The sequence below is a fragment of the Euzebyella marina genome, assembly GCF_003687485.1.
GTDB lineage: Bacteria > Bacteroidota > Bacteroidia > Flavobacteriales > Flavobacteriaceae > Euzebyella > Euzebyella marina.
On sequence record NZ_CP032050.1, the window covers coordinates 3,426,998 to 3,447,408 of the forward strand.

Annotated in this window: 18 protein-coding genes and 1 other RNA gene; 12 read left to right on the forward strand and 7 right to left on the reverse strand. The window is 40.2% G+C overall.

What is annotated here, in order from left to right:
* Positions 1-109: 109 nt before the first annotated feature.
* The 5 genes from D1013_RS14645 (at position 110) to D1013_RS14665 (ending at position 5,913) form a co-directional block, all read left to right on the forward strand.
* A complete protein-coding gene (locus D1013_RS14645; protein WP_121849545.1) occupies positions 110-2,206 on the forward strand; it encodes a DUF349 domain-containing protein in 2,097 nt (698 codons plus the stop codon).
* Between the two features lie 34 nt (positions 2,207-2,240).
* Positions 2,241-3,095, forward strand: coding sequence for a hypothetical protein (locus D1013_RS14650; RefSeq protein ID WP_121849546.1), 855 nt, complete (start codon positions 2,241-2,243; stop codon positions 3,093-3,095).
* A gap of 115 nt (positions 3,096-3,210) precedes the next feature.
* Complete coding sequence (locus D1013_RS14655; protein WP_121849547.1) at positions 3,211-4,416, forward strand: sensor histidine kinase; 1,206 nt, start codon at positions 3,211-3,213, stop codon at positions 4,414-4,416.
* A gap of 41 nt (positions 4,417-4,457) precedes the next feature.
* On the forward strand, positions 4,458-5,246 hold the full coding sequence (locus D1013_RS14660; RefSeq protein ID WP_121849548.1) for a PhzF family phenazine biosynthesis protein: 789 nt from the start codon (positions 4,458-4,460) through the stop codon (positions 5,244-5,246).
* A 139-nt stretch (positions 5,247-5,385) separates the two neighbouring features.
* On the forward strand, positions 5,386-5,913 hold the full coding sequence (locus D1013_RS14665; RefSeq protein ID WP_121849549.1) for a DUF3124 domain-containing protein: 528 nt from the start codon (positions 5,386-5,388) through the stop codon (positions 5,911-5,913).
* Positions 5,914-5,951: 38 nt separating this feature from the next.
* Here the strand turns inward: D1013_RS14665 and D1013_RS14670 are convergent, their stop codons facing one another.
* The 5 genes from D1013_RS14670 to D1013_RS14690 all read right to left on the reverse strand — a co-directional run bounded on the left by D1013_RS14670 (position 5,952) and on the right by D1013_RS14690 (position 11,532).
* Positions 5,952-9,023 carry a PVC-type heme-binding CxxCH protein gene (locus D1013_RS14670; protein ID WP_121849550.1) on the reverse strand — a complete coding sequence of 1,024 codons (3,072 nt, stop codon included), beginning with the start codon at positions 9,021-9,023 and terminating at the stop codon, positions 5,952-5,954.
* Positions 9,024-9,146: 123 nt separating this feature from the next.
* On the reverse strand, positions 9,147-10,715 hold the full coding sequence (gene rny, locus D1013_RS14675) for a ribonuclease Y (RefSeq protein WP_121850748.1): 1,569 nt from the start codon (positions 10,713-10,715) through the stop codon (positions 9,147-9,149).
* 50 nt (positions 10,716-10,765) lie between these two features.
* Positions 10,766-10,874, reverse strand: a non-coding RNA gene (gene ssrS, locus D1013_RS14680) — 6S RNA.
* Between the two features lie 54 nt (positions 10,875-10,928).
* Complete coding sequence (locus D1013_RS14685) at positions 10,929-11,225, reverse strand: cell division protein ZapA (RefSeq protein WP_121849551.1); 297 nt, start codon at positions 11,223-11,225, stop codon at positions 10,929-10,931.
* 16 nt (positions 11,226-11,241) lie between these two features.
* The gene (locus D1013_RS14690) at positions 11,242-11,532 is read right to left on the reverse strand and encodes a coiled-coil domain-containing protein (protein ID WP_121849552.1); all 291 of its coding nucleotides are present in this window, start codon (positions 11,530-11,532) and stop codon (positions 11,242-11,244) included.
* 192 nt (positions 11,533-11,724) lie between these two features.
* Here D1013_RS14690 and D1013_RS14695 point away from each other — a divergent pair, with 192 nt between their 5' ends.
* The 3 genes from D1013_RS14695 to D1013_RS14705 are packed head-to-tail and all read left to right on the forward strand — an operon-like array spanning position 11,725 to position 16,546.
* A complete protein-coding gene (locus tag D1013_RS14695) occupies positions 11,725-13,416 on the forward strand; it encodes a M23 family metallopeptidase (protein WP_121849553.1) in 1,692 nt (563 codons plus the stop codon).
* Positions 13,417-13,468: 52 nt separating this feature from the next.
* Positions 13,469-15,877, forward strand: a complete 2,409-nt coding sequence (locus tag D1013_RS14700; RefSeq protein WP_121849554.1) for a TonB-dependent receptor — start codon at positions 13,469-13,471, stop codon at positions 15,875-15,877.
* A 12-nt stretch (positions 15,878-15,889) separates the two neighbouring features.
* Positions 15,890-16,546, forward strand: coding sequence for a hypothetical protein (locus D1013_RS14705; protein ID WP_121849555.1), 657 nt, complete (start codon positions 15,890-15,892; stop codon positions 16,544-16,546).
* Positions 16,547-16,559: 13 nt separating this feature from the next.
* On the opposite strand, the gene D1013_RS14710 is transcribed toward D1013_RS14705, so the two are convergent.
* Positions 16,560-17,708, reverse strand: a complete 1,149-nt coding sequence (locus D1013_RS14710; RefSeq protein WP_121849556.1) for a cysteine desulfurase family protein — start codon at positions 17,706-17,708, stop codon at positions 16,560-16,562.
* 112 nt (positions 17,709-17,820) lie between these two features.
* On the opposite strand from D1013_RS14710, the gene D1013_RS20470 reads away from it, so the two are divergent.
* The gene (locus D1013_RS20470) at positions 17,821-18,834 is read left to right on the forward strand and encodes a hypothetical protein (protein WP_192466574.1); all 1,014 of its coding nucleotides are present in this window, start codon (positions 17,821-17,823) and stop codon (positions 18,832-18,834) included.
* On the opposite strand, the gene D1013_RS14720 is transcribed toward D1013_RS20470, so the two are convergent.
* A complete protein-coding gene (locus D1013_RS14720) occupies positions 18,831-19,376 on the reverse strand; it encodes a DUF8465 domain-containing protein (RefSeq protein ID WP_121849557.1) in 546 nt (181 codons plus the stop codon). The two genes, D1013_RS20470 and D1013_RS14720, sit on opposite strands and share 4 nt — an antisense overlap.
* 56 nt (positions 19,377-19,432) lie before the next feature.
* On the opposite strand from D1013_RS14720, the gene D1013_RS14725 reads away from it, so the two are divergent.
* The 3 genes from D1013_RS14725 to D1013_RS14735 are packed head-to-tail and all read left to right on the forward strand — an operon-like array spanning position 19,433 to position 20,409.
* Complete coding sequence (locus tag D1013_RS14725) at positions 19,433-19,738, forward strand: DUF2752 domain-containing protein (RefSeq protein ID WP_225621553.1); 306 nt, start codon at positions 19,433-19,435, stop codon at positions 19,736-19,738.
* Positions 19,739-19,752: 14 nt separating this feature from the next.
* A complete protein-coding gene (locus tag D1013_RS14730) occupies positions 19,753-20,091 on the forward strand; it encodes a CCC motif membrane protein (protein WP_121849558.1) in 339 nt (112 codons plus the stop codon).
* Positions 20,092-20,097: 6 nt separating this feature from the next.
* Entirely contained in the window at positions 20,098-20,409 is a 312-nt protein-coding gene (locus D1013_RS14735; protein WP_121849559.1) for a CCC motif membrane protein, read from the forward strand.
* Positions 20,410-20,411: the final 2 nt, after the last annotated feature.

Consider the following 20,411-nt stretch of genomic DNA (forward strand, 5'->3'; position numbering starts at 1 on the left):
ATTAATCTTATCATGTGATTACATTCAGTCCCTAAGAATTTTTGGAGAAGGAGAATGCATACCGAAAAATATTTCAAGGTGTGTAAGGGTCAAACAAACAACAACGATAATGTCTGAAGATAAAAAACTTCAAGAGAACATAACGGAGGCAGAGAACCCGAAGGGTGAAACTGTTTCCCAAACTGAAGCATCTGAGATTGAAAATGATAGTGTAGCTTCGGGGAACAACTCAAACGATGTAGATACTGAAGATACATTGACGGATCAACCCGCAAGCGAAAACAACGAAGTTGTTGAATCTGCAGATACATCATCGAGCGACGAACCAGATGACAATGCAGATAATCAGGACGACGTTCTGGGCGAAATCGATGAAAATAATGCCGAAGATGCCGAAGATACCGACAACCAGCACAGGCACACCATACCTATTCTAGACTACCATTCTATGTCGATGGAAAACTTAGTAGGTGAGTTACAACGACTGGTGAGAAACGAGAAAGTACAGGCCATCAAAAAACATGTTGATGGCATTAAATCTGAATTTGACCTTAAATTTCAAGATTTCATTGAGCAGAAAAAAGAAGATTTCGTCGCCAGTGGCGGTAACGAAGTTGATTTTCGCTATAACTCTGTTACGAAAAGGCAGTTTAACGAGGTATACTCAGACTATCGTGAAAAGCGCAACCAATACTATAAAAACTTAGAAAAAGACTTAAAGTCTAATCTCAACAAAAGGCTTGAAATCATTGAAGAACTCAAAGGATTGGTAAGTGTTGAAGAAGACATGAACTCGACTTATAAAACCTTTAAAGATTTACAGGAACAATGGCGAAACGCCGGCCCCATACCTAGAGCCAATTACAACGATGTTTGGAGAACCTATCAGCACCATGTAGAAATTTTCTATGATTTTCTGCATTTGAACCGTGAGTTGCGCGATCTTGATTTTAAACACAATCTTGGCGAAAAAGAGAAACTGGTTCAGCAAGCCGAGGCGCTAGCTACCGAACCAGACCTCAACAAAGTCTTTAGAGAGCTTCAGATACTTCATAAAATCTGGAAAGAAGATGTCGGGCCTGTAGGCCAAGAGCACCGTGAAGAAATTTGGGAGCGTTTTAGCAATGCTACCAAAGTATTGCACCAAAGAAGACAGGATTATTACAAACAGCTCGATTCTGAGTACGAAAAAAACTGGGAAAAGAAACAGGAAATTATATCTGAAATAAGGCAGGTTGCCGGTAATACCGCTAATAACCATAGAGGATTACAGCAGCAAATAAAAAAGGTAGAAGCACTGAGAGAGCAGTTTTTTACGGCAGGCAAAGTTCCTAGAAATAAGAATGAAAAAACTTGGTCTGAGTTCAAAGAGACGGTTAGAAGTTTTAACCGTAACAAAAATTCTTATTATAAGAACCTAAAAAAAGAGCAGCAAGATAACCTTCAGAAGAAAAGAGAACTTCTCAATTTGGCAGAATCCCTTAAAGATAGTGACGATTGGGATAGCACTACCCCGCAAATGAAGCGCATACAGAGCGATTGGAAAAAAATCGGACATGTACCGCGAAAGTATTCCGATAAAATCTGGAAAGAGTTTAAAAATGCCTGCAACCATTATTTTGATAGGCTGCATGCGCTTAAGAACAAAGACTTTAAAGAGGAAGAAGATAACCTAAAGAAAAAGGAGGCCTGCCTTGACAAATTAAAAGAGTTCAAGCTTAGCGGTAATAATTCAAAAGACATCGATGCTTTAAAGAAATTTATAGCCGAGTGGAAAACATATGGCCGCGTACCATTTAGAAAGAAAAACATCGACCAAAAGTTCAATAAGATTCTAGACGGTATTTTTAGAAAGTTGAACATAAGTCGCCAAGATGCCGAGCTTCTCAAGTACGGTAACAAAGTACAGGAATTGGCAGAAACCGATAATGTAAACGCCATTCAGAACGAGAGAAGTTTTATTCGCAAAAAAATAGAAGAAATCAAAGGCGACATACGACAATTAGAAAATAATCTTCAGTTCTTTTCAGATTCGAGTGAAGATAATCCAATCGTACAGGATGTGGTCAAAAGGGTAAACGGGCACAAAGAATCTTTAGCAACCTGGAAAGGTAAATTGAAGAAATTGAACATCATGGAGAATAGTCTCAACCGAGAGGCAGAATCAAATGATGACGATGAAGATATTGATACCGAAGAAAATTAGCCTTTAGACCATACACTTAGTAAATCTTTTCACAATGAAATTAATGGGTTCTTTATCGATTATAGGATGGAGCCTTATTTTGGTGGCTTCTTCGAAATCTCCGATAACCGGGCAATATGAAATGGCAGGCCGCCTCGACCCTAGTAAAGACTTGTTGTTGGCCCAATTTGATTGCAAAACCGATGTAGATGATTTACATACGGTAGCGGCTTTCAAATCGCTTCTCAGCCAAACCCAATATTCAGATATTAAACACCACGCCGTGGCTGGCACCTATGGGGAACAGGAAGGTTTATACGTACCACCCAACAGTCTTTTTGAGCTCGCCTTCGGAAGTAATTGGACGGATGCCCATGCCAATTTTGATCAAGCGGTAATCAAGGTAAAAAACATAGCTTCACAAACTCTTGCCAAAGGCGGAAATATATGGATAGCGGAAGCAGGTCAATCTGATTTTTCGGCTGCCCTGGTAAAAAAGATATTGCAAGAGAACCCAAAATTAGATGCTAAAATTCGAATTCATATTGTTCAACATAGCGAGTGGAACGAAGAGGTAACCAACAAGGAGAACTTGGCATATGTCAAAAAAAACTGTAAGTACCATAAAATTGCCGATGGTAATGCGGTTGGTAATGGTACACCGGGTTTTCGTACGGAATCATTTACTGATTGGGAAGAGAAAATCGGTGATAAACAGCTTTTGACCCTATGGCAACACGCCGTTGAGCTAGGTAATCGGTATAATGGCAAAGAAAACAGGTATAACAATGAAGCCATAACAAAAGGCGGATTAGACTTCTCGGATTTATCGGAGACGTGTTGGATATTGGGTCTAGAAAATATATCCGACACTAAAGATTTTTTTAATACTTTTCTTACAATTAACTAGGAATTTTAACAATATCAAAGCCAAGTTTGCGTTAACAGAATTCAGGTAATAAGTGAATTAAATCCACTTTGAAAGTTCAATCTTTCAATGAATTCTAAAGCATAACTTTTGGTAGATGAAAAAACCAGAAATTCCTTTTGATGAAGCAGAGCGCCTAAAAGCCCTTCATAGCTTTAATATACTTGATACCCTTGAAGAGAAAGAGTATGACGGCATTACCCGAATTGCCGCCGATATAAGCAACACTCCAATGGCTCTTGTGTCGTTGGTAGATGCAGAAAGACAATGGTTCAAATCGCATTACGGAATTGATGCCACTGAAACACCCCGAGACATAGCATTTTGCGCCCATGCCATCAATCGGCCCAATGAACCTCTCATTGTTAACAATGCCGATGAAGATGAGCGTTTTTTTGATAACCCCATGGTAATCGGCGGGCCTAAGGTTAAATTTTACGCGGGTGCACCATTAAGTACGAAAGACGGTCTGGCCATCGGTACTTTATGCGTTGTAGATACAAAACCCCGTTACGATTTCTCTGATAATCAGAAAGAAGCCTTGATTACGTTGGCCAATCAGGTAATGGCTCAATTAGAATTGAGAAGACAATATACCATTCAAAAAATAATCAATCAAGAGTTAAGCCTCAAGAACAACCAGCTAAAGCATTTTACATATCGATTGGCCCACGATATGAAGACACCCTTACATGGTATTAGTTCGTTGGTAGGTTTTATCAAAGAAGACTATTCCTCTTTATTGGAAAGTACCGAAATACCCAGTTGGCTTGATACCATTGGTGATAGGGTTCATTTTATGGAGTCTTTAATTCGCGGTATTACCAATTATATCAATGTAACGAATTCCGAAATTGCCTTTGATGATTTTCATATTGAAAGGGAAATCAATGATATCGTAAAAAACTTAGGTTCCACTACCCCATTCGAGCTATTTATCAAGAACGGTAATGCGATTATCAAAAATTCGGCCTCAAGTTTTACTCAAATCTTCACGAATTTTTTTCAGAACTCCATTAAATTCTGCGAGCAGCCCATTAAGATATGGATAGAGTTTTACGAGGATGAAGATTTCTACTATTTCACTTTTCAAGATAATGGCCCGGGTATATCCGAAAAGTTTTGGGGCAAAGTATTCGTAATGTTCGAAACACTTCAAAGAACTGGACCGAAAGACACTGGTATTGGTCTGGCAACGGTAAAGACTATTATCGAGAAATTAGGTGGACAAATTCGAATCGACCATAGACCTAACGGAAAGAAGGGTATTTTCTTTCATTTCAGTCTCGCCAAAGAAATTTGATTACTTGACACCAATGCCTAATTTTGATTTAAAATTAGAAAGTGGAAATCAAGATATATCAGGTAGATGCTTTTACCAATGAAGTTTTCACGGGCAATCCTGCAGCCGTATGTCCTTTGGAACAATGGCTTGATGATAACATCATGCAAAAAATTGCCATGGAAAACAACTTGGCAGAAACTGCCTTCATTGTCAAAACCTCGAGTGGCTATAGCATTCGCTGGTTTACCCCAAGCGTAGAAGTTGACCTTTGTGGCCATGCCACTCTAGCTGCAGCCCATGTTTTATTTGAATTCGAAAATTACCAAGGCCCTAAGATTGATTTTTTCTCGCCTCGAAGTGGTAATTTGACCATTGTAAAAGAAGAAAACCATCTCACCCTAAACTTTCCAACAGACAAACTAATCGAAGTTCCCCTAAGCCCGCAACTAAATAGTTGTTTTCAAATTGAAGCTAATGAAGCTTATAAAGGCAAAACCGATTATATCTTAGTCTTTGGTTCAGAAACGGAAATCAAAGCTTTGAAGCCCAACCTTAAAAATATTAGTGATTTAGATGCCAGAGGACTTGTCATAACCGCAAAGGGAGATGCCTGTGATTTTGTTTCCCGGTTTTTTGGTCCGCAATCCGGTATAGACGAAGATCCGGTCACCGGTTCGGCGCACACTTCATTAACACCCATATGGGCAAAAAAGCTAAATAAATCCAAATTGAGTGCAGTGCAACTGTCCGAAAGAAAAGGTTGGTTGATGTGCAAAGACTTGCAAGATAGAGTCGAAATTAGCGGAAATGCAAAGCTTTACCTCAAAGGCACAATTTACCTTCCATAAAAACTACCTTGGCCATTTTGACAAGCATTAAATAGCCAGAAAATTGGTAGATTTGATGAATGCTTTGGTCCATTGCTAAATTGTACTAAAGTATTACAATCCATAAGGAAATCTGTTGAAATAGACACAAACCATATACATGAACCAACTGCCAAGATTTATTATACTTCTTTTCATTTCCGGTTTCTTTTTGGTAGCATGTGATATTAAAAAAGAAAAAGGGTTAAGTTCCGTTAATCCTGAAAACTGGTCTAAGAGAAAGGTTGAGATATCGGCTCAAGACAGCCTGGAGAGCGGTAAATCTTATCTTTCAATTTATTCACAGATTTATAGTCTTTCGGAACACAAAACCCATAATCTTACCGCCATGGTAAGTATGCGCAATACGAGCGATCAAGATACTATTTACATACTAAAGGCCAATTATTATGATACGCATGGTGAATTGGTACGTACTTATTTTGACCATCCTATTTATCTGGCCCCAATGGAAACTACTGAAATAATCATTGATGAAGTAGATGTTACCGGAGGTACGGGTTCCAACTTTATCTTTGAATGGAAAACCCCTATAGAGTCTCCTGAACCTTTATTTGAAGGAGTGATGAATTCCACTGTAGGTCAACAAGGCCTATCTTTTACTACTCAGTCCAGAAGGATTAAATAAACCGATTTATCTAAATACTTGTTTTCAAAATATTTCCCCTAGTGAACGGCAACTGCCTGTTCGTCCACTTTTAGGGTAGTCAGATACTCGACAAGATTCACCAAATCTTCTTTTGACATAACTTTGTGGAGGCCCTCGGTCATTAAAGACCTATCCATAGCTTCCATCTTTTTGATATCTGCAAGATTTAAGGATTTTTGAGTGTCTCCCATCATTTTCAGTGTAATTTCATCCTCCGTTCTACTCAACACATAACCCGTATAAATAGAGCCTTCGTTCATTTCGACTGTATAACCCTCATATCCGAAACTGATTCCGGCGCTTGGGTAGATTATATTGGAATAAAGAAACTGTTTTGACAACTTGTTACCAATATCGGATAATGCAGGCCCGAACTTGACACCTTTGTTGGCCGCCATATGGCAAGAGCTACAATAAGTGGTATAAAGTTCTTGACCTTTGTCGGCATCACCTTTAATTGCCACCAGCTCTTCAATATTCAAATCTTCTTGATTTGAATCGGCCAAAAATTGAGTGGCCTTTTGTTTTATCTCACTGCTCCAACTGTTCATTAATTTCAACACAGCTGCGGTTTTGCTATTTTCAGGTAGCTTATCGTTTTCTAACAAATCGTAAAGGCTATGCTGACCTGACCAAGAATTGCCTAACGCCTCGACTATTTGACGGTTAAGCGCGGCACTCAAAGAATCTTCTATCAAAGCATTTTTAAGTACGTTAACACCGTTATCATTTGAAACCCCGCCCATAATCTTTAAGAAATTCATCTTTTCATTATCGGCAACGGTTGACCTTAGGTAATCGGCAATCATTTCAGTTCCGTCTGTTTCGGTCAACAAATTGGCGGCCTCTTTCTGCAAATCTTCCGATTCGCTATTCTGGGCCATTTCGAAAATGTAGTTGTTCTGATTTTTAAGCTCGAGTCTTTTGACTGCCATTAGCCATTCTGGCGTTCCCTGAATTTTAGGAAGTACCGCCTTTACTTTGGCCAAATTACGAGGTGAGCCCAGAACAAACTCTTTATCTAGCTGGGCGATGGCCAAGGCCTGAATTCTTTTCGATTTCGAGTGATTTATATTGAGAAGTGAAAGCAATATCTGATTCTTCTGCGGATGCTCCTTAAAATCCAAAGATCTAAAATACCTTTCCAATAAATCATCGGAGAGGTTTTGGCCCCGAATAATTTTGTCTGTCAAGGGTACCGTTTTGGAAGCCCTAGTTCTCCAAATTACTTGTTTGGCAATTTCGGAAGAAAGTTCTGGTTTAGTGCTTTCTTCCCACTTTGAAAAGTAAAGATCCGCGAACTTGTCAGACCCTATACCTAATGCCTCTAAATACCATCGATCGTTGGGGTCATGTCGCTTGGCAAGCTCAGACCAAATTTCAGCTGCATTTTCATTACCGATGTGGCGTAGAGTGAGGGCTACCTCCCTGCGCACCTCTGGGGACGGGTCTTGTGCTGCTTCTTCCAAACATATGCGAAGGTCTTTCTGACGAAGGTACCGTGCCATGCGTACACCCTGCGCCCTAAACTTGGGGTCGCTGTCAGCAAGTGCCAGATTGATATAGTTATGAGATTTTGTCCAATTCTTTGCGCCCAACCAAAGTGCCCTTGCTTTGGCAATATCACCTTTGGTCAGCATTTCTTTGACAAAGGGATCGGCTGCATCTCCCATCTCATTTAGTTTAAGCCAAGATTGGTAGAATACATCCATATTGTCGGATAAGATTCCTTTAAAAGCATCTGTTCCTGTTTTAAAACTATAAGATTTCGGCTTGTAAGCCTTTGACGGAGCCAATCGATAGATTCTTCCGCGTTGAATATCTTCCGCCTTATGGCCGCCTACTCCCCCATCATACCAATCGGATATGAAAAGGGAACCATCGGGAGCGACCGTCAAGTCATCGGGCCGAAACCAATCGTCTTCACTGGTCAAAAGGTTTTCAATGGAGGCTTTAAAACCGGCACCTTCCGGATCTACGATGTAGGTACGCACTACATTGTGGCCTGGTTCGGTATGAATTAAACGCCCTTTGAACTTTTTCGGAAGCAAATCACCTTCATATACAATCATACCGCAAGGCGAACCAGAACCTGTCTGCAATAAGTTAGGCACTGTACCAGGGTCATTTAAATGCCAATGCCTAAATGGAATTTCCTCTTCCCAACCTGTTCTACGTTCTCGCCAATTCTGACCGGTAAGCCAATCTTTGAAACCGTAATTACCATAATCCATCACATAGTTGATGCGAGTACCTTGATTGCCGTCATCATCGTTATCTGACTGCCAAATGTTTCCGTAAGAATCTAAAGCCAGTTCGTACGGATTTCTAAAGTTGTGACCCAGTACTTCAAGTTTTGAGCCATCTAGCTCCATCCTAAAGGCCATTCCTTCCCTAAAATTGCTACCATCGCCCACTATTTCATTTCCGTACTTATCCTTTACCGCGTCACCGTTCTTATCCAATAACCGCTCCCCATTATTACCGAAATTGAAATAAAGTCTTCCATCAGGCCCAAAAACAAAAGAGTGTACCCCATGATCATGATCCTTTCCTCCTATTCCAGAAAAAAGAACTTCTTTGGAATCGGGAACATCGTCCCCATCGGTATCGGTAAAAACAAATACATTCGGGCTGACAGAAACAATCACTTTATTACCCAAAACAGCTATACCCAATGCTGAATTGATATCCTGACCTTGATAGAATACCTTTGAGGTATCGGCGATACCATCTTCATCGGTATCTTCTAGAATAACAATACGGTCGCCTTTATTCTCATAATTAATATCAGGATTGGCAAAACTACGGTAGTTGGTACCCTCGCAGACCCATACCCTGCCTTTGGCATCAATGGCCATGTTGGTGGGATTGCTAATCATTGGTTCTGAGGCAAACAGCGTCAATTCTAGGCTATCGTCATGCACCTCCATAGAAGCCAAAGCATTTTCAGGCTTTCTTTTATCTTCTTCGGATAAATCGGCAAAAGCAATGTTTTGAGGTGGTTTTTCAGCACATGATAGAAATAGGATACCATACCATAACAAACCAAAAAGGGGGAGGTTTTTGACCCGTAGCAAAACGCTCATCTCAGAAAAAATTAGGAATTGCTAAAAATAGCAAAAAACAACTAAACAATCTTCAATAATCTGCCCTATAAAAAGAAAAGACCGCCGTATGGCGGTCTTTCATATCTTTGGAATAACGAATATTTATTTTGCTACGTTCACCGATCGGGTTTCCCTGATAACGGTAACTTTCACTTGGCCGGGGTACGTCATGTCCGTCTGTATTTTTTGCGAAATTTCAAAAGACAGTTGGGCCGCCTTGTCGTCGCTTACCTTTTCACTTTCAACGATGACCCTAAGTTCACGTCCCGCTTGAATAGCGTAGGCTTTTTGAACACCGCCAAACCCAAAGGCTATATCCTCAAGATCTTTTAATCTTTGAATATAACTATCTAACACCTGTCTTCTAGCACCTGGTCGGGCACCGCTAATGGCATCACAGACCTGAACGATAGGCGAAATCAGGGTTTTCATCTCAATTTCGTCGTGGTGAGCACCGATAGCGTTGCAAACATCTGGTTTCTCACCATATTTTTCGGCCCACTGCATACCTAAAATGGCGTGAGGGGTTTCTAGTTCAGCTTCGGTATTCGGCACTTTACCAATATCATGTAACAAGCCTGCTCGCTTTGCCAGTTTAGGATTCAAACCTAATTCAGCTGCCATGACACCACACAACTTAGCAACTTCACGAGAGTGCTGTAGTAAGTTTTGACCGTATGAAGAACGATATTTCATTCTACCGACTGCACGAACCAATTCAGGATGCAGACCGTGAATACCTAAATCGATTACCGCTCTTTTACCTACTTCAACAATCTCTTGTTCGATCTGCTTTTCGGTCTTCTTTACAATCTCTTCAATACGTGCCGGGTGAATTCTACCATCGGTAACCAACTTGTGCAACGATAAACGTGCCACCTCTCTTCTAACGGAATCAAAGCAAGAAAGTATAATTGCCTCAGGAGTGTCGTCTACAATAATTTCAACACCTGTAGCCGACTCAAGAGCCCTAATATTACGACCCTCACGACCAATAATACGGCCTTTTACATCGTCTGACTCTAGATTGAAAACCGATACGCAATTCTCAACGGCCTCTTCGGTACCTATTCTCTGAATGGTGTTGATAACAATTTTCTTGGCTTCTTGTTGGGCAGTCAATTTGGCCTCTTCCAACGTAGTTTGTATAAAGGCCATGGCGTCGGTCTTTGCCGTCTCTTTTAAAGATTCTAGCAACTGGCCTTTTGCCTCATCGGCCGATAAACCCGATATTACCTCAAGTTGTTGCACTTGATTTCGGTGAAGCCTATCAAGTTCCGTTTGTTTTTTCTCAAAAATCGATTCTTTGTGCGATAACTCTTTTAATTTGGAGTCGAGCTGATCGTTCAGTTTTTTGTTTTTGGCCAGCTCGCTACTTACCTGTGATTCCTTATCACGGGTTCGCTTCTCGGCATCATTAATTTTTTTGTCCTTACCAACAATGACCTTCTCGTGTTCGGCCTTGAGTTCTAAAAACTTTTCTTTAGCCTGAAAAATTTTATCCTTTTTAATATTCTCGCCCTCAACTTTGGCACTCTTAAGAATGGCATCGGCCTGGTGCTTGGCGTTGGCAAGGGTTTTAGAGGCCTTGCCTTTTTCCATAAACTTGGCAATTCCGAAACCGATGGCGATTCCGACAATTGCCGCTATTATTAGTGTTGCAATATCCATACAATGAAAATTTAATATAAAAAAAGCCCACATCGGAGGAAGTTTTGTACAAACTCCTAAAAACAGGTTTAGGGCTAACAGACTGATCAAGGATCCTTAAACGAGAAGGCCTGCTTTTACAATCTAAACTCACCCTTTTTAAACAAATTAACGTTGAGTTTGTCAAAAGATATTACCAATGTGGGCAGTAACTTATGCTATTTTAAAGAACGTCTACTTTACACTAAGCTTTGATGCCACCAATTGCTCCAATGCTTTTAAGCGGTCGGTGGCTTCTTTATTATTTTCTGTTTGATCGATACCGCGTTGCTCTATTTTAGATGCAAATTGCAAGGCACACATGGCCAAAACATCTTGTTTATCGCGTACAGCGTAACTTTGTTCGAATTTTTTAGCCAGTTGCTCAATATTCTTGGCCGCTTTTCGCAAACCTTCTTCCTGACTTGGATCAATGGTCAATGGATAGACCCGATCGGCTATGGAAAGTTTTATTTTGAGCTTCTCCGACATCTTTCTATTCTCACTATTATTCGGCTAGTTGGGCTATGCAATAATCCAACTCCCTTATCAAAGCATTTATCTTAAGCTTAGCTTCTGTCTTATCTGTATTACTGCCAAACATCGTGTCAGCAAGTTTGAGCGAATTGTATTTATTTTCCCAATGGGATACGGATTCAAGAACTTTTTCCCTTTCATTTTTAAGGGTATTCAGTTCGTCTTCCAGTCTAGTATTGGTCTGTTGAAGCAACTCCATCTTATGCAGTAACTTGCTGATTTTGTTCTCCAAAGAATCGACAACCTTGACCAATTCACTCATAATTTCAAACGCGATGCATTTTACACAAAGTTAACATACCTATGTCTAGTTAGCAATTCTTTTTTCAATTATTCTTGAAGTAATACTTTAACTGTCTGGTAGTCCGTTATTGGCATAGTCGAAAGTTTTTTTGTGAAGTTCATTTTCAAGAATTGAAAGCTATTGGCTAATTTCGTATCACTTACTATGATTATGGGCAAATCTATTTTTCTTATCCTTTTCTTTTTTTCGTTGTTGTTGACCGGACAAGAGAATTATCCTCAAGATGCGTTTCGTTCTCCTATGGATATTCCTATTGTACTGGCCGGTACTTTTGGTGAACTACGTTCGAACCACTTTCACTCTGGAGTCGATATCAAAACAAAGCAGAGGGAAGGTCTGCCGATATACGCCATTGGCGATGGTAGCGTAACGAGAATCAAAGTATCTCATTGGGGGTATGGCAAGGCTCTATATATTGCCCACCCTAATGGATATACTTCTGTTTATGGGCACTTGCAAAAGTTCGGCCCCGAAATAGAGGAATACATCAAAAAGGTGCAGTACGAAAAACAATCGTACGAGGTGGAAGTTTTCCCTAAATATGGCGAGCTTAAAGTTGACCAGAGCAATATAGTGGCCTACGGAGGCAATACCGGAGGATCTTCAGGGCCGCATTTACATTTTGAAATTAGGAGCAGTCTTTCAGAAAAGCCGACCAATCCGCTTTTATATGGCTTAGAAGTAAGAGATGCCACCAACCCTACCCTTGAAAAAATTTATGCCTATGCCCTATCGGAAGACGCCATCGTCAATCAGAGCAGAGAACCAATAGAGCTTCAATTCAAAAAGCAGGCAGACGGATCGTATTTAGCCGAAAAAGTAAATGCCACCGGAACAATCGGTTTCGGTTTTATAGGGTACGACCGTCAAGACTTGGCAGCCAATAGAAATGGAGTATACTCTGTTGAGCAGCTTGTCAACGGAACTACATATACGGCCTATGATTTTGAAAGTTTTTCTTTTTCCGAAACAAGACTTCTAAACACTTTAATAGACTACAATAGGTACGGTAGATACCGCCAGCGTGTACAGCAATTGTTCAAAGCGCCCGGCAATAAATTGAGCATTTACAAGACATTGTACAATGATGGTAAAATTGATGTCAACCAAGGTCTAAGTTATCAGGTAGAGCTTCTTATTAAAGACTTTGAAGGCAATTTGACCAAGGCTGTTATACCTGTCGAGGGTAAAAATGAACCGGTAATTATCGCAAAGGAACTCGAAAAGACCGATAACTATGTGATTGCCAAAAAACCCAACAATTATGATTTGGGAGGGGCCAAAGTTTATTTTCCGGCCAACACTTTCTATGATAATTTTTATTTAGAGCTTGAAAAAGGTCCAGACACGGTAACCATACATAATAGCCGGGTAGCTGCCCATAGAAATTTCACAATTACTTTTGATGTCTCTAAATATTCTGCCGATGAGCGAAACCAAATGTTCATTGCTAGATTGGACAATCGACTGAGACCTTATCACTCATCAACCTATAAACGGGGCGATACTTTCACCACCAGAACACGTAATCTCGGCACTTACACTTTGGCCAAAGACACTACCGCCCCCAAGGTGCGCCCAAAGAATTTTAAAGACGGTCAATGGCTGAACAATTATCGCTATCTAAGTATTTATATTGCCGATGACTTGAGCGGCATCGATACCTATTCGGCCACTCTCAACGGTAAGTGGATCCTAATGGAGTACGAGCCCAAAACGAATACACTCACCTACAATTTCGATGATATCATTCTTGATCAAAAAGAATGCGAATTAGAGCTTACGGTTACCGATAACGTCGGGAATACAACTACCTTTAAAAGTACCTTTTTCAGAAAATAAATTTTTGAAACATCTAAGCACCGTTTGGATAATTTTAGTGGCATTCATTGTCATGCCAGGTAATGCCCAAACAGCAACTGTAACAGGTGTCATTTTTGATTCACATAACCAACCCATCAGCAATGCCACCATCACTATTGCAAATAACGGGACCATTTCTGACGAGTCAGGCTTCTACTCTATTCAGGTTCCTTCGGAAACACCGGTTGACATAACTATTTCCTTTCTTGGCTTTAAGGATGTGCTATTAAAAAACCTAATTCTTACCACCAATGAAACCTATTTTTTCAACCCCATTTTAGAACAAGAAATTACCCAGATTGCCGAGGTAACCGTGAGTCCTTCAGGCGAAAGGGAGACCAAAGGCATAAAAACCATTTCCAATGAGGTAATCAGAAATATTCCGGGAGCGAATGCAGGGGTTGAAAACATCATCAAGTTATTGCCCGGCGTAACTTCCAACAATGAATTGAGTACCCAATACAACGTACGAGGCGGAAACTTTGATGAGAACTTGGTTTATATCAATGGTATTGAAGTCTATCGGCCATTTTTAATTCGATCGGCCCAACAAGAAGGACTCAGTTTTGTAAATAGCGACATGGTGCAAAGCGTTGAGTTTTCATCAGGCGGGTTTCAAGCTAAATACGGTGATAAATTATCATCTGTTCTAGACATCAGGTATAAAAAGCCTTCGTCATTTGCAACTACTATAGATTTAAGTTTTTTGGGTGCCGCGGCCACTTTAGAAACAATTTCAAATGACAAGAACTTCGGTAGTGTCAGTGGTATACGCTATAGAAACAATAGTCTATTGGTCAACAGTACAAATACAACGGCCAACTTTAGACCAAGGTTTATCGATTTTCAGACTTTCGACACGTATCGTTTCTCCGAAAAATTTCATCTAAATTTTTTAGGCAACTTATCAATTAACGATTATCGAAACGAACCTCTATCTAGACAGACCAATTTTGGCACCCTTTCAGAACCTCGCACTCTGATCGTTTTTTATGAGGGTAATGAGAATAATAGATATCAAACGGTCCTAGGCGCATTAAAAGCAAATTATTTTCCTGACGAAAAAACTACTCTTAACTTAATTTCATCAATTTATCATACCACTGAAGAAGAATACAGCGATGTCATCGCCACTTATCGTCTGTCGCCACTTGAGTCTGAAATGAACAGCGGGGCGAGTGCCCAACAAGGTTTGGGAAGTCAGTTCAGAAGGGCCCGTAATGATTTAGATGCCCTTATTGTTAACCTTGAGCACCAAGGAAGCCGTTCTGTTGACCATAAAAAATGGGAATGGGGCGTTAAATACACCCATGAAGATATTCGAGATCAGATCAGGGAATCTGAATTTTTAGACTCCCTTGGCTATTCCGTCAGACCCCCATTACCGGAATTTCAAAACAATGAACCCAATGTTCCGTTCGAGGCCCCTCTAGTGGCTTATTCGTATATCAACGCAAGAAACTACACCTATACCAATCGCATTTCAGGGTTTCTACAGTTCAGTAATAGAATAACAAAAAATGTTGGTCATATCTATTACAATTTGGGTGTTCGTTCGCATTATTGGAATATCTCATCACAAGAACTGTCGAGTCAATCGCATGTGGTTATCAGTCCGAGAGCCCAGTTAGCCTTTAAACCCCAATGGAATATTGACATGTTGTTCCGACTTAGTGGCGGGCTTTACCACCAACCTCCTTTTTATAGGGAATTACGTGACGCCTCTGGCAATTTGCGGCCCCAAATCGATGCGCAACGTTCAGAACAGATTGTTTTGGCCAATGAATACTCGTTTAACCTTTGGTCAAGACCCTTTAATTTAACGAGTGAGGTGTATTATAAAAACCTCGAAAATGTCAACCCGTATACGTTGAACGATGTAAGAATACGATATGTGGCCGCCAATATCGCTTCTGCCTATGCTTACGGATTGGACCTTAGGTTGAACGGCGCTTTTGTACCTGGTACAGAATCGTGGGTGAGTCTTGGGCTTTTAAAAACGGAAGAAAACTGGAACAATCGTGGCTATATTGCGCGACCGACCGACCAACGCGTTAAGTTGGGGGTGCTTTTCCAAGACTATGTGCCGCAGTTTCCCGATTTCAGAATGTACCTTAATTTGGTTTACAACACAGGGCTACCCGGTGGCTCGCCCAACTATGTTGACCCCTACGAATACCAAAATAGATTAAGAACGTATAAACGGGCTGATTTAGGAATTTCATATATTTTTGCGGGTGGAAAAAAGATGCATCCCAAAAATTACTGGAGAGGGCACTTTAAAGAATTGAGCGCCGGTTTAGAACTCTATAATATGTTCAACAACCAAAACTCGATTACAAACACTTGGGTTAGAGATGTAGAAAGTAAAAACCAGTACGCCATACCCAATTTTATGACAAGTCGTATTTTGAACCTTAGAATACGCATGCGGTTTTAACCAAAAAAGAAAATGAAAAACATACTGTTTCTAGGCATAATTTTCTGTTCAACTATTGTATTTGCCCAAAAGAACATCTACGAGAGCAACCGATTCGACGAACTGAGTTCAGAGCACGAAGAATTGGCCATTATACCTTTTATTACCGAACTTGATCTTGACGATAACATATCGAAAGAAGAGATGAAAAATCTCGAAGAAAAAGAAGGTTATGCGGTGCAAAACGCGCTAGAGACCTATTTTTCAAAACGAAAACAGAAGAAAAAATTTTCGGTAGACTTTCAGAACATTAAGAATACAAATGCCATTTTGGCCCAACACAATATCAATTTTAGTAATATCGATGTATATACCATCAAAGAACTCAGTGAAATTTTGGGGGTCGATGGTATTATTAGCGGAAATATCGATTTGAATGTTCTGCTGTCAAATGGCGTTTCTACTGATTTCAACTTTATGGATTATTTTTCGGGAAGTGCCAACTACGGGCGTATCGGCGTAAAGGTTAGCGACGGTACTACAGGCAAACTTCTCTGGAAATACGAAAAGGAAATCAATAAAAAATCAGGAAAAAACACCAACGACCTCATCGACCGTATGATGAAGTTAGCCGCCCGTAAATTTCCTTACGACCGCGAAAAGCGTAAAGACCGAAAAAAAGACAATTAAGTCTTCCCGCAAATTAATCCTCTACGAAACTTTTAAGAACATCTACTGTATAGTCGAGCTCTTGCTTGGTGTTATATTTTGAAAAAGAGAACCGAATCGAAGGCTTTTTTAAATCTTCCTTTCCCAAAATTTCTTCAAGTACGTGCGATGCGGTTTCACTTCCCGATTGGCATGCGCTACCTTTAGAACAGGCAATACCCTTAATGTCTAAATGAAAGAGCAACATCAAGGCTTTCTGAGGTTCAATGGGCAAGCGAACATTGACCAATGTGTAGGTACTCTTGGTCATATCAGCTGAATGGCCATTAAATTCCACTTTTGGAATTTTCGTCTTCAATTCTTGAATAAAGTGAGTCTTTAGTTCCTTCACATAAGCCATCTCTTCTTCTAAATTCTCATAAGCTGTAACAAAAGCCTGTTCGAGACCCACAATGTTATGGAATGATTCGGTGCCGGCGCGAAAGCCTCTTTCCTGCGAGCCTCCTGAAATAAAAGGTTTCAAGCCCGAATTTCTTTTGATATAAGCAAAACCGACTCCTTTAGGTCCGTGAAATTTATGGGCGGCCGCGGTCATGAAATCAACAGGTGTTTTCTTTATATCCCAAGGATAATGACCGATACTTTGAACGGTATCGGAGTGAAAATAGGCATCATGTCGATGACAAAGTTGACAGACACTATCAATATCTATGATATTTCCGATTTCGTTGTTCACATGCATTAAACTGACCAGCTTCTTAGTATCATCTGCCATTAATAGCTCTTTGAGATGACTTAAATCTGGGTTACCATCCGAATCTATAGCTACAAAGTGCAATTTCACATTCTTTTCTTTCGCCAAATCTTCAGCAGTATGTAAGACTGCGTGATGTTCAACCTTAGATGTGATGATAGTTTGCACGCCTAAATCACGCACAGCACACCTGAGAATCATATTATCGGCTTCGGTACCACCTGAGGTGAAAATGATTTCGGAAGGATGTGCATTTAGCTCTTTGGCAATCGTCTTTCTGGCACTTTCTATTGCCGTTTTAGCCGACCGACCGAAACTATGGGTCGATGAAGGGTTGCCATAAAATTTGGCAAGGGCCTCTTGCATCTTTTCAATTACATTTTCCCTTACCTGTGTAGTGGCGGCATTATCTAAATACACTTTTTCCATTGCGTGTTCTTGAAATCCTTTTCACAAATGAGGGGTCAAAATTAGAGTAATTAAAGTTAATTTCTCCCTAATTGCACTTAAACTTGTACTTAAATTCCCTTAAATTTGGCGCATGAAGAAAACCTTGCTTTTGTGCCTGTTAACCGTTTTTTTTGCTTGTGACGACGGAGACTTACAGATTGAACAAGTTGATTTTGATTCGGTTAGCATAACCACCTGTGGCGACGAAGACGATGCGACCGAAACCACCTTTTTCTTCAAAATTGACCAAGATGAAGCTTTGATCTTAAACCTTGCCGGCGGCCTATTGGCTAATGAAACTTCAGAGCCCGGCACTATCTCAAGTGCCATCCCTTCCGCCTCAGAATTAATTTACCGTCTCTTTACCGATGATGTTACCCAGGACTATTTCTGTGATGTGGTTCCTCCGTTAGAACCGATGGTTATGGAAGAGAATACGGCCACTGGAGGCACCCTAAATATTGAAACCAAAGTACGATCCGTAACCAAAGATGTTAAGAATTATGGCCATACCATTTCAATAACAGGTTTGGCTCTCACTAACGACCAAAATGAAAGTATCACCGACACCTCAACTTTTGAGTACGGTACTTTTACTACTAGTACGGCCAATAGCGCAAGACTAGAAGAACCCTTTTCAAACTATAGTGAAATTGACAACTACACTGAATGCCTAGAAAACCCAACAGATTCGACCATCCGATTGGTAAAGGTGATCAATGATGAGTTGATTGCTTTAGATGTACCTTTCGATTCACTTGCCAATATGGCAACCCAAGAAGAATTTCCTAGAAAAATAGATGTTTCAACCGGTCTTCTAAAATATGTGGTAACCAATACTTTCTCTTCAAGCGATATGGTCTGTACCGATATCGAATTGGCCGAGGATATTCAAAATTGGTATTACGATTCTACGTACGGCACATTAAAGATAGAGACTCTTGAAGGAGAGCCCGATGAAAGTGGTAACATCACCTATACCCACAATTTTATCATTGACAGTCTTATTCTAACATTAAGAGGTACCGGAGAAGACGCAAATGACGTACAGCTGCCTATAATCAATAGCGTTGAAATGGGTAGTTATACTACTTTTGGCAATTAGTGATTTTGGTAAATATAAACCTCAGTGGCACCTAAACCATATTTTTGGTAATCGGCATCGTAATAGTTCACATTCTCGTACCTTCTGAACAAAGAATAGAGTTCTTCTTTAAGCACTCCTTCACCAACCCCGTGAATAAAGACTATTTTTTGAATGCGCTTTTGCATGGCAAACTCTAGCCGCCTTTTAGCGGTTTCTATCTGAATGTTCAACATGTCGTAATTAGTCATTCCTCGGGTGGATGGCACCAATTGGTTGATATGCAAATCGACCTCCATTTTCGGCGCATTTCTTTCTTTTGGTTTGGGTGCAGGCCGTCGCCTTCGTTTTGGTATTTCTTTTTCAGATTTTACCAAATGAGCTTCGTGGTTAGTCACCCGAATCTCCCCATCCCCTATTTTTACAAGTTCGTTTGGCTGAAAACTGAGTTCAAAGCCCTCATCCGTTTCTATTGAAACTTCATTATCGCCCACTTTGACCACTATCCCCGATATGACATCATCAATGGTCTCTACCTTATTTCCAATCTTAAAAACGGACATGTTTTATTTTATATCCACAAAAATAATGGTAATTTTCCTCAACCAATTTTTGAAAGTTGAAAATACAGCTTACACATTTTTTTCTTGCCATAGAAGATTACATGCTGCCGTGCCTGACCAAGAGGATTTTTGGGGTTGATTGCCCAGGATGCGGTATGCAAAGGTCGTTACTTGCTTTGTTCAGCGGAGATTTTGTTACGGCTTTTAAAATGTACCCTGCCATCTACGCCATAGTGCCTTTATTCATTTTTTTATCATTGAGCAGTTTTTCAAATTTAAAGATCAGCAACAAAATTATTGTATTCTTTACAGCTGCCAGTATCGTAATGATTCTCGGCAACTATATTTTAAAGTTCATCTAACTAAACCTTTTTTTATGGACCAACAGAAATTACCTAACGTAACGATTGCCCTAGTTCTCGGTATTGTATCTTTTTTATGCTGCTGTTTCAGTGCAGGTATTGGAGGTATCATTCTCTCTGGAATAGCCCTATTCTTAACTTCGAAGGATGAAAAGCTTTATAAAGTACAACCGGAAAATTATTCAAATTTCAGTCAGCTGAAGACGGCAAAAATTGTTGCAATCATCGGATTGGTATTGGGTGTTCTTTCATTGATATGGACCGTTTTTTCCATCATGCAAATGGGAGGTTGGGAAGCTTATTTGGAGCAGACCAAACAAATAATGGAACAGTGGGGTGTTGAGCAAAACTAAAATGGAATGAATCAACAACAGTTACCCGGCTCAAGCAATGCGCTCACTTTTGGAATATTATCTATTGTACTGACCTTAATTTGTTGCGGACCATTCGGTGCCATATTCAGTTTTATAGGCCTTTCGAATGCCAAAACTGCCGAAAGAGTTTTTGAACGGAGCTCAGGCGAGTATACAGGTATAGAAAATGCAAAAACCGGTAAGACCCTATCTTATATCGGTCTGGCAATAGCAGCCATATATTTAGTGATTGGCATTCTTTATTTTGGCGCAATAGCAGCTATTGTAATGGCCGCCCTTAGCGGACAAAATATGTAGGA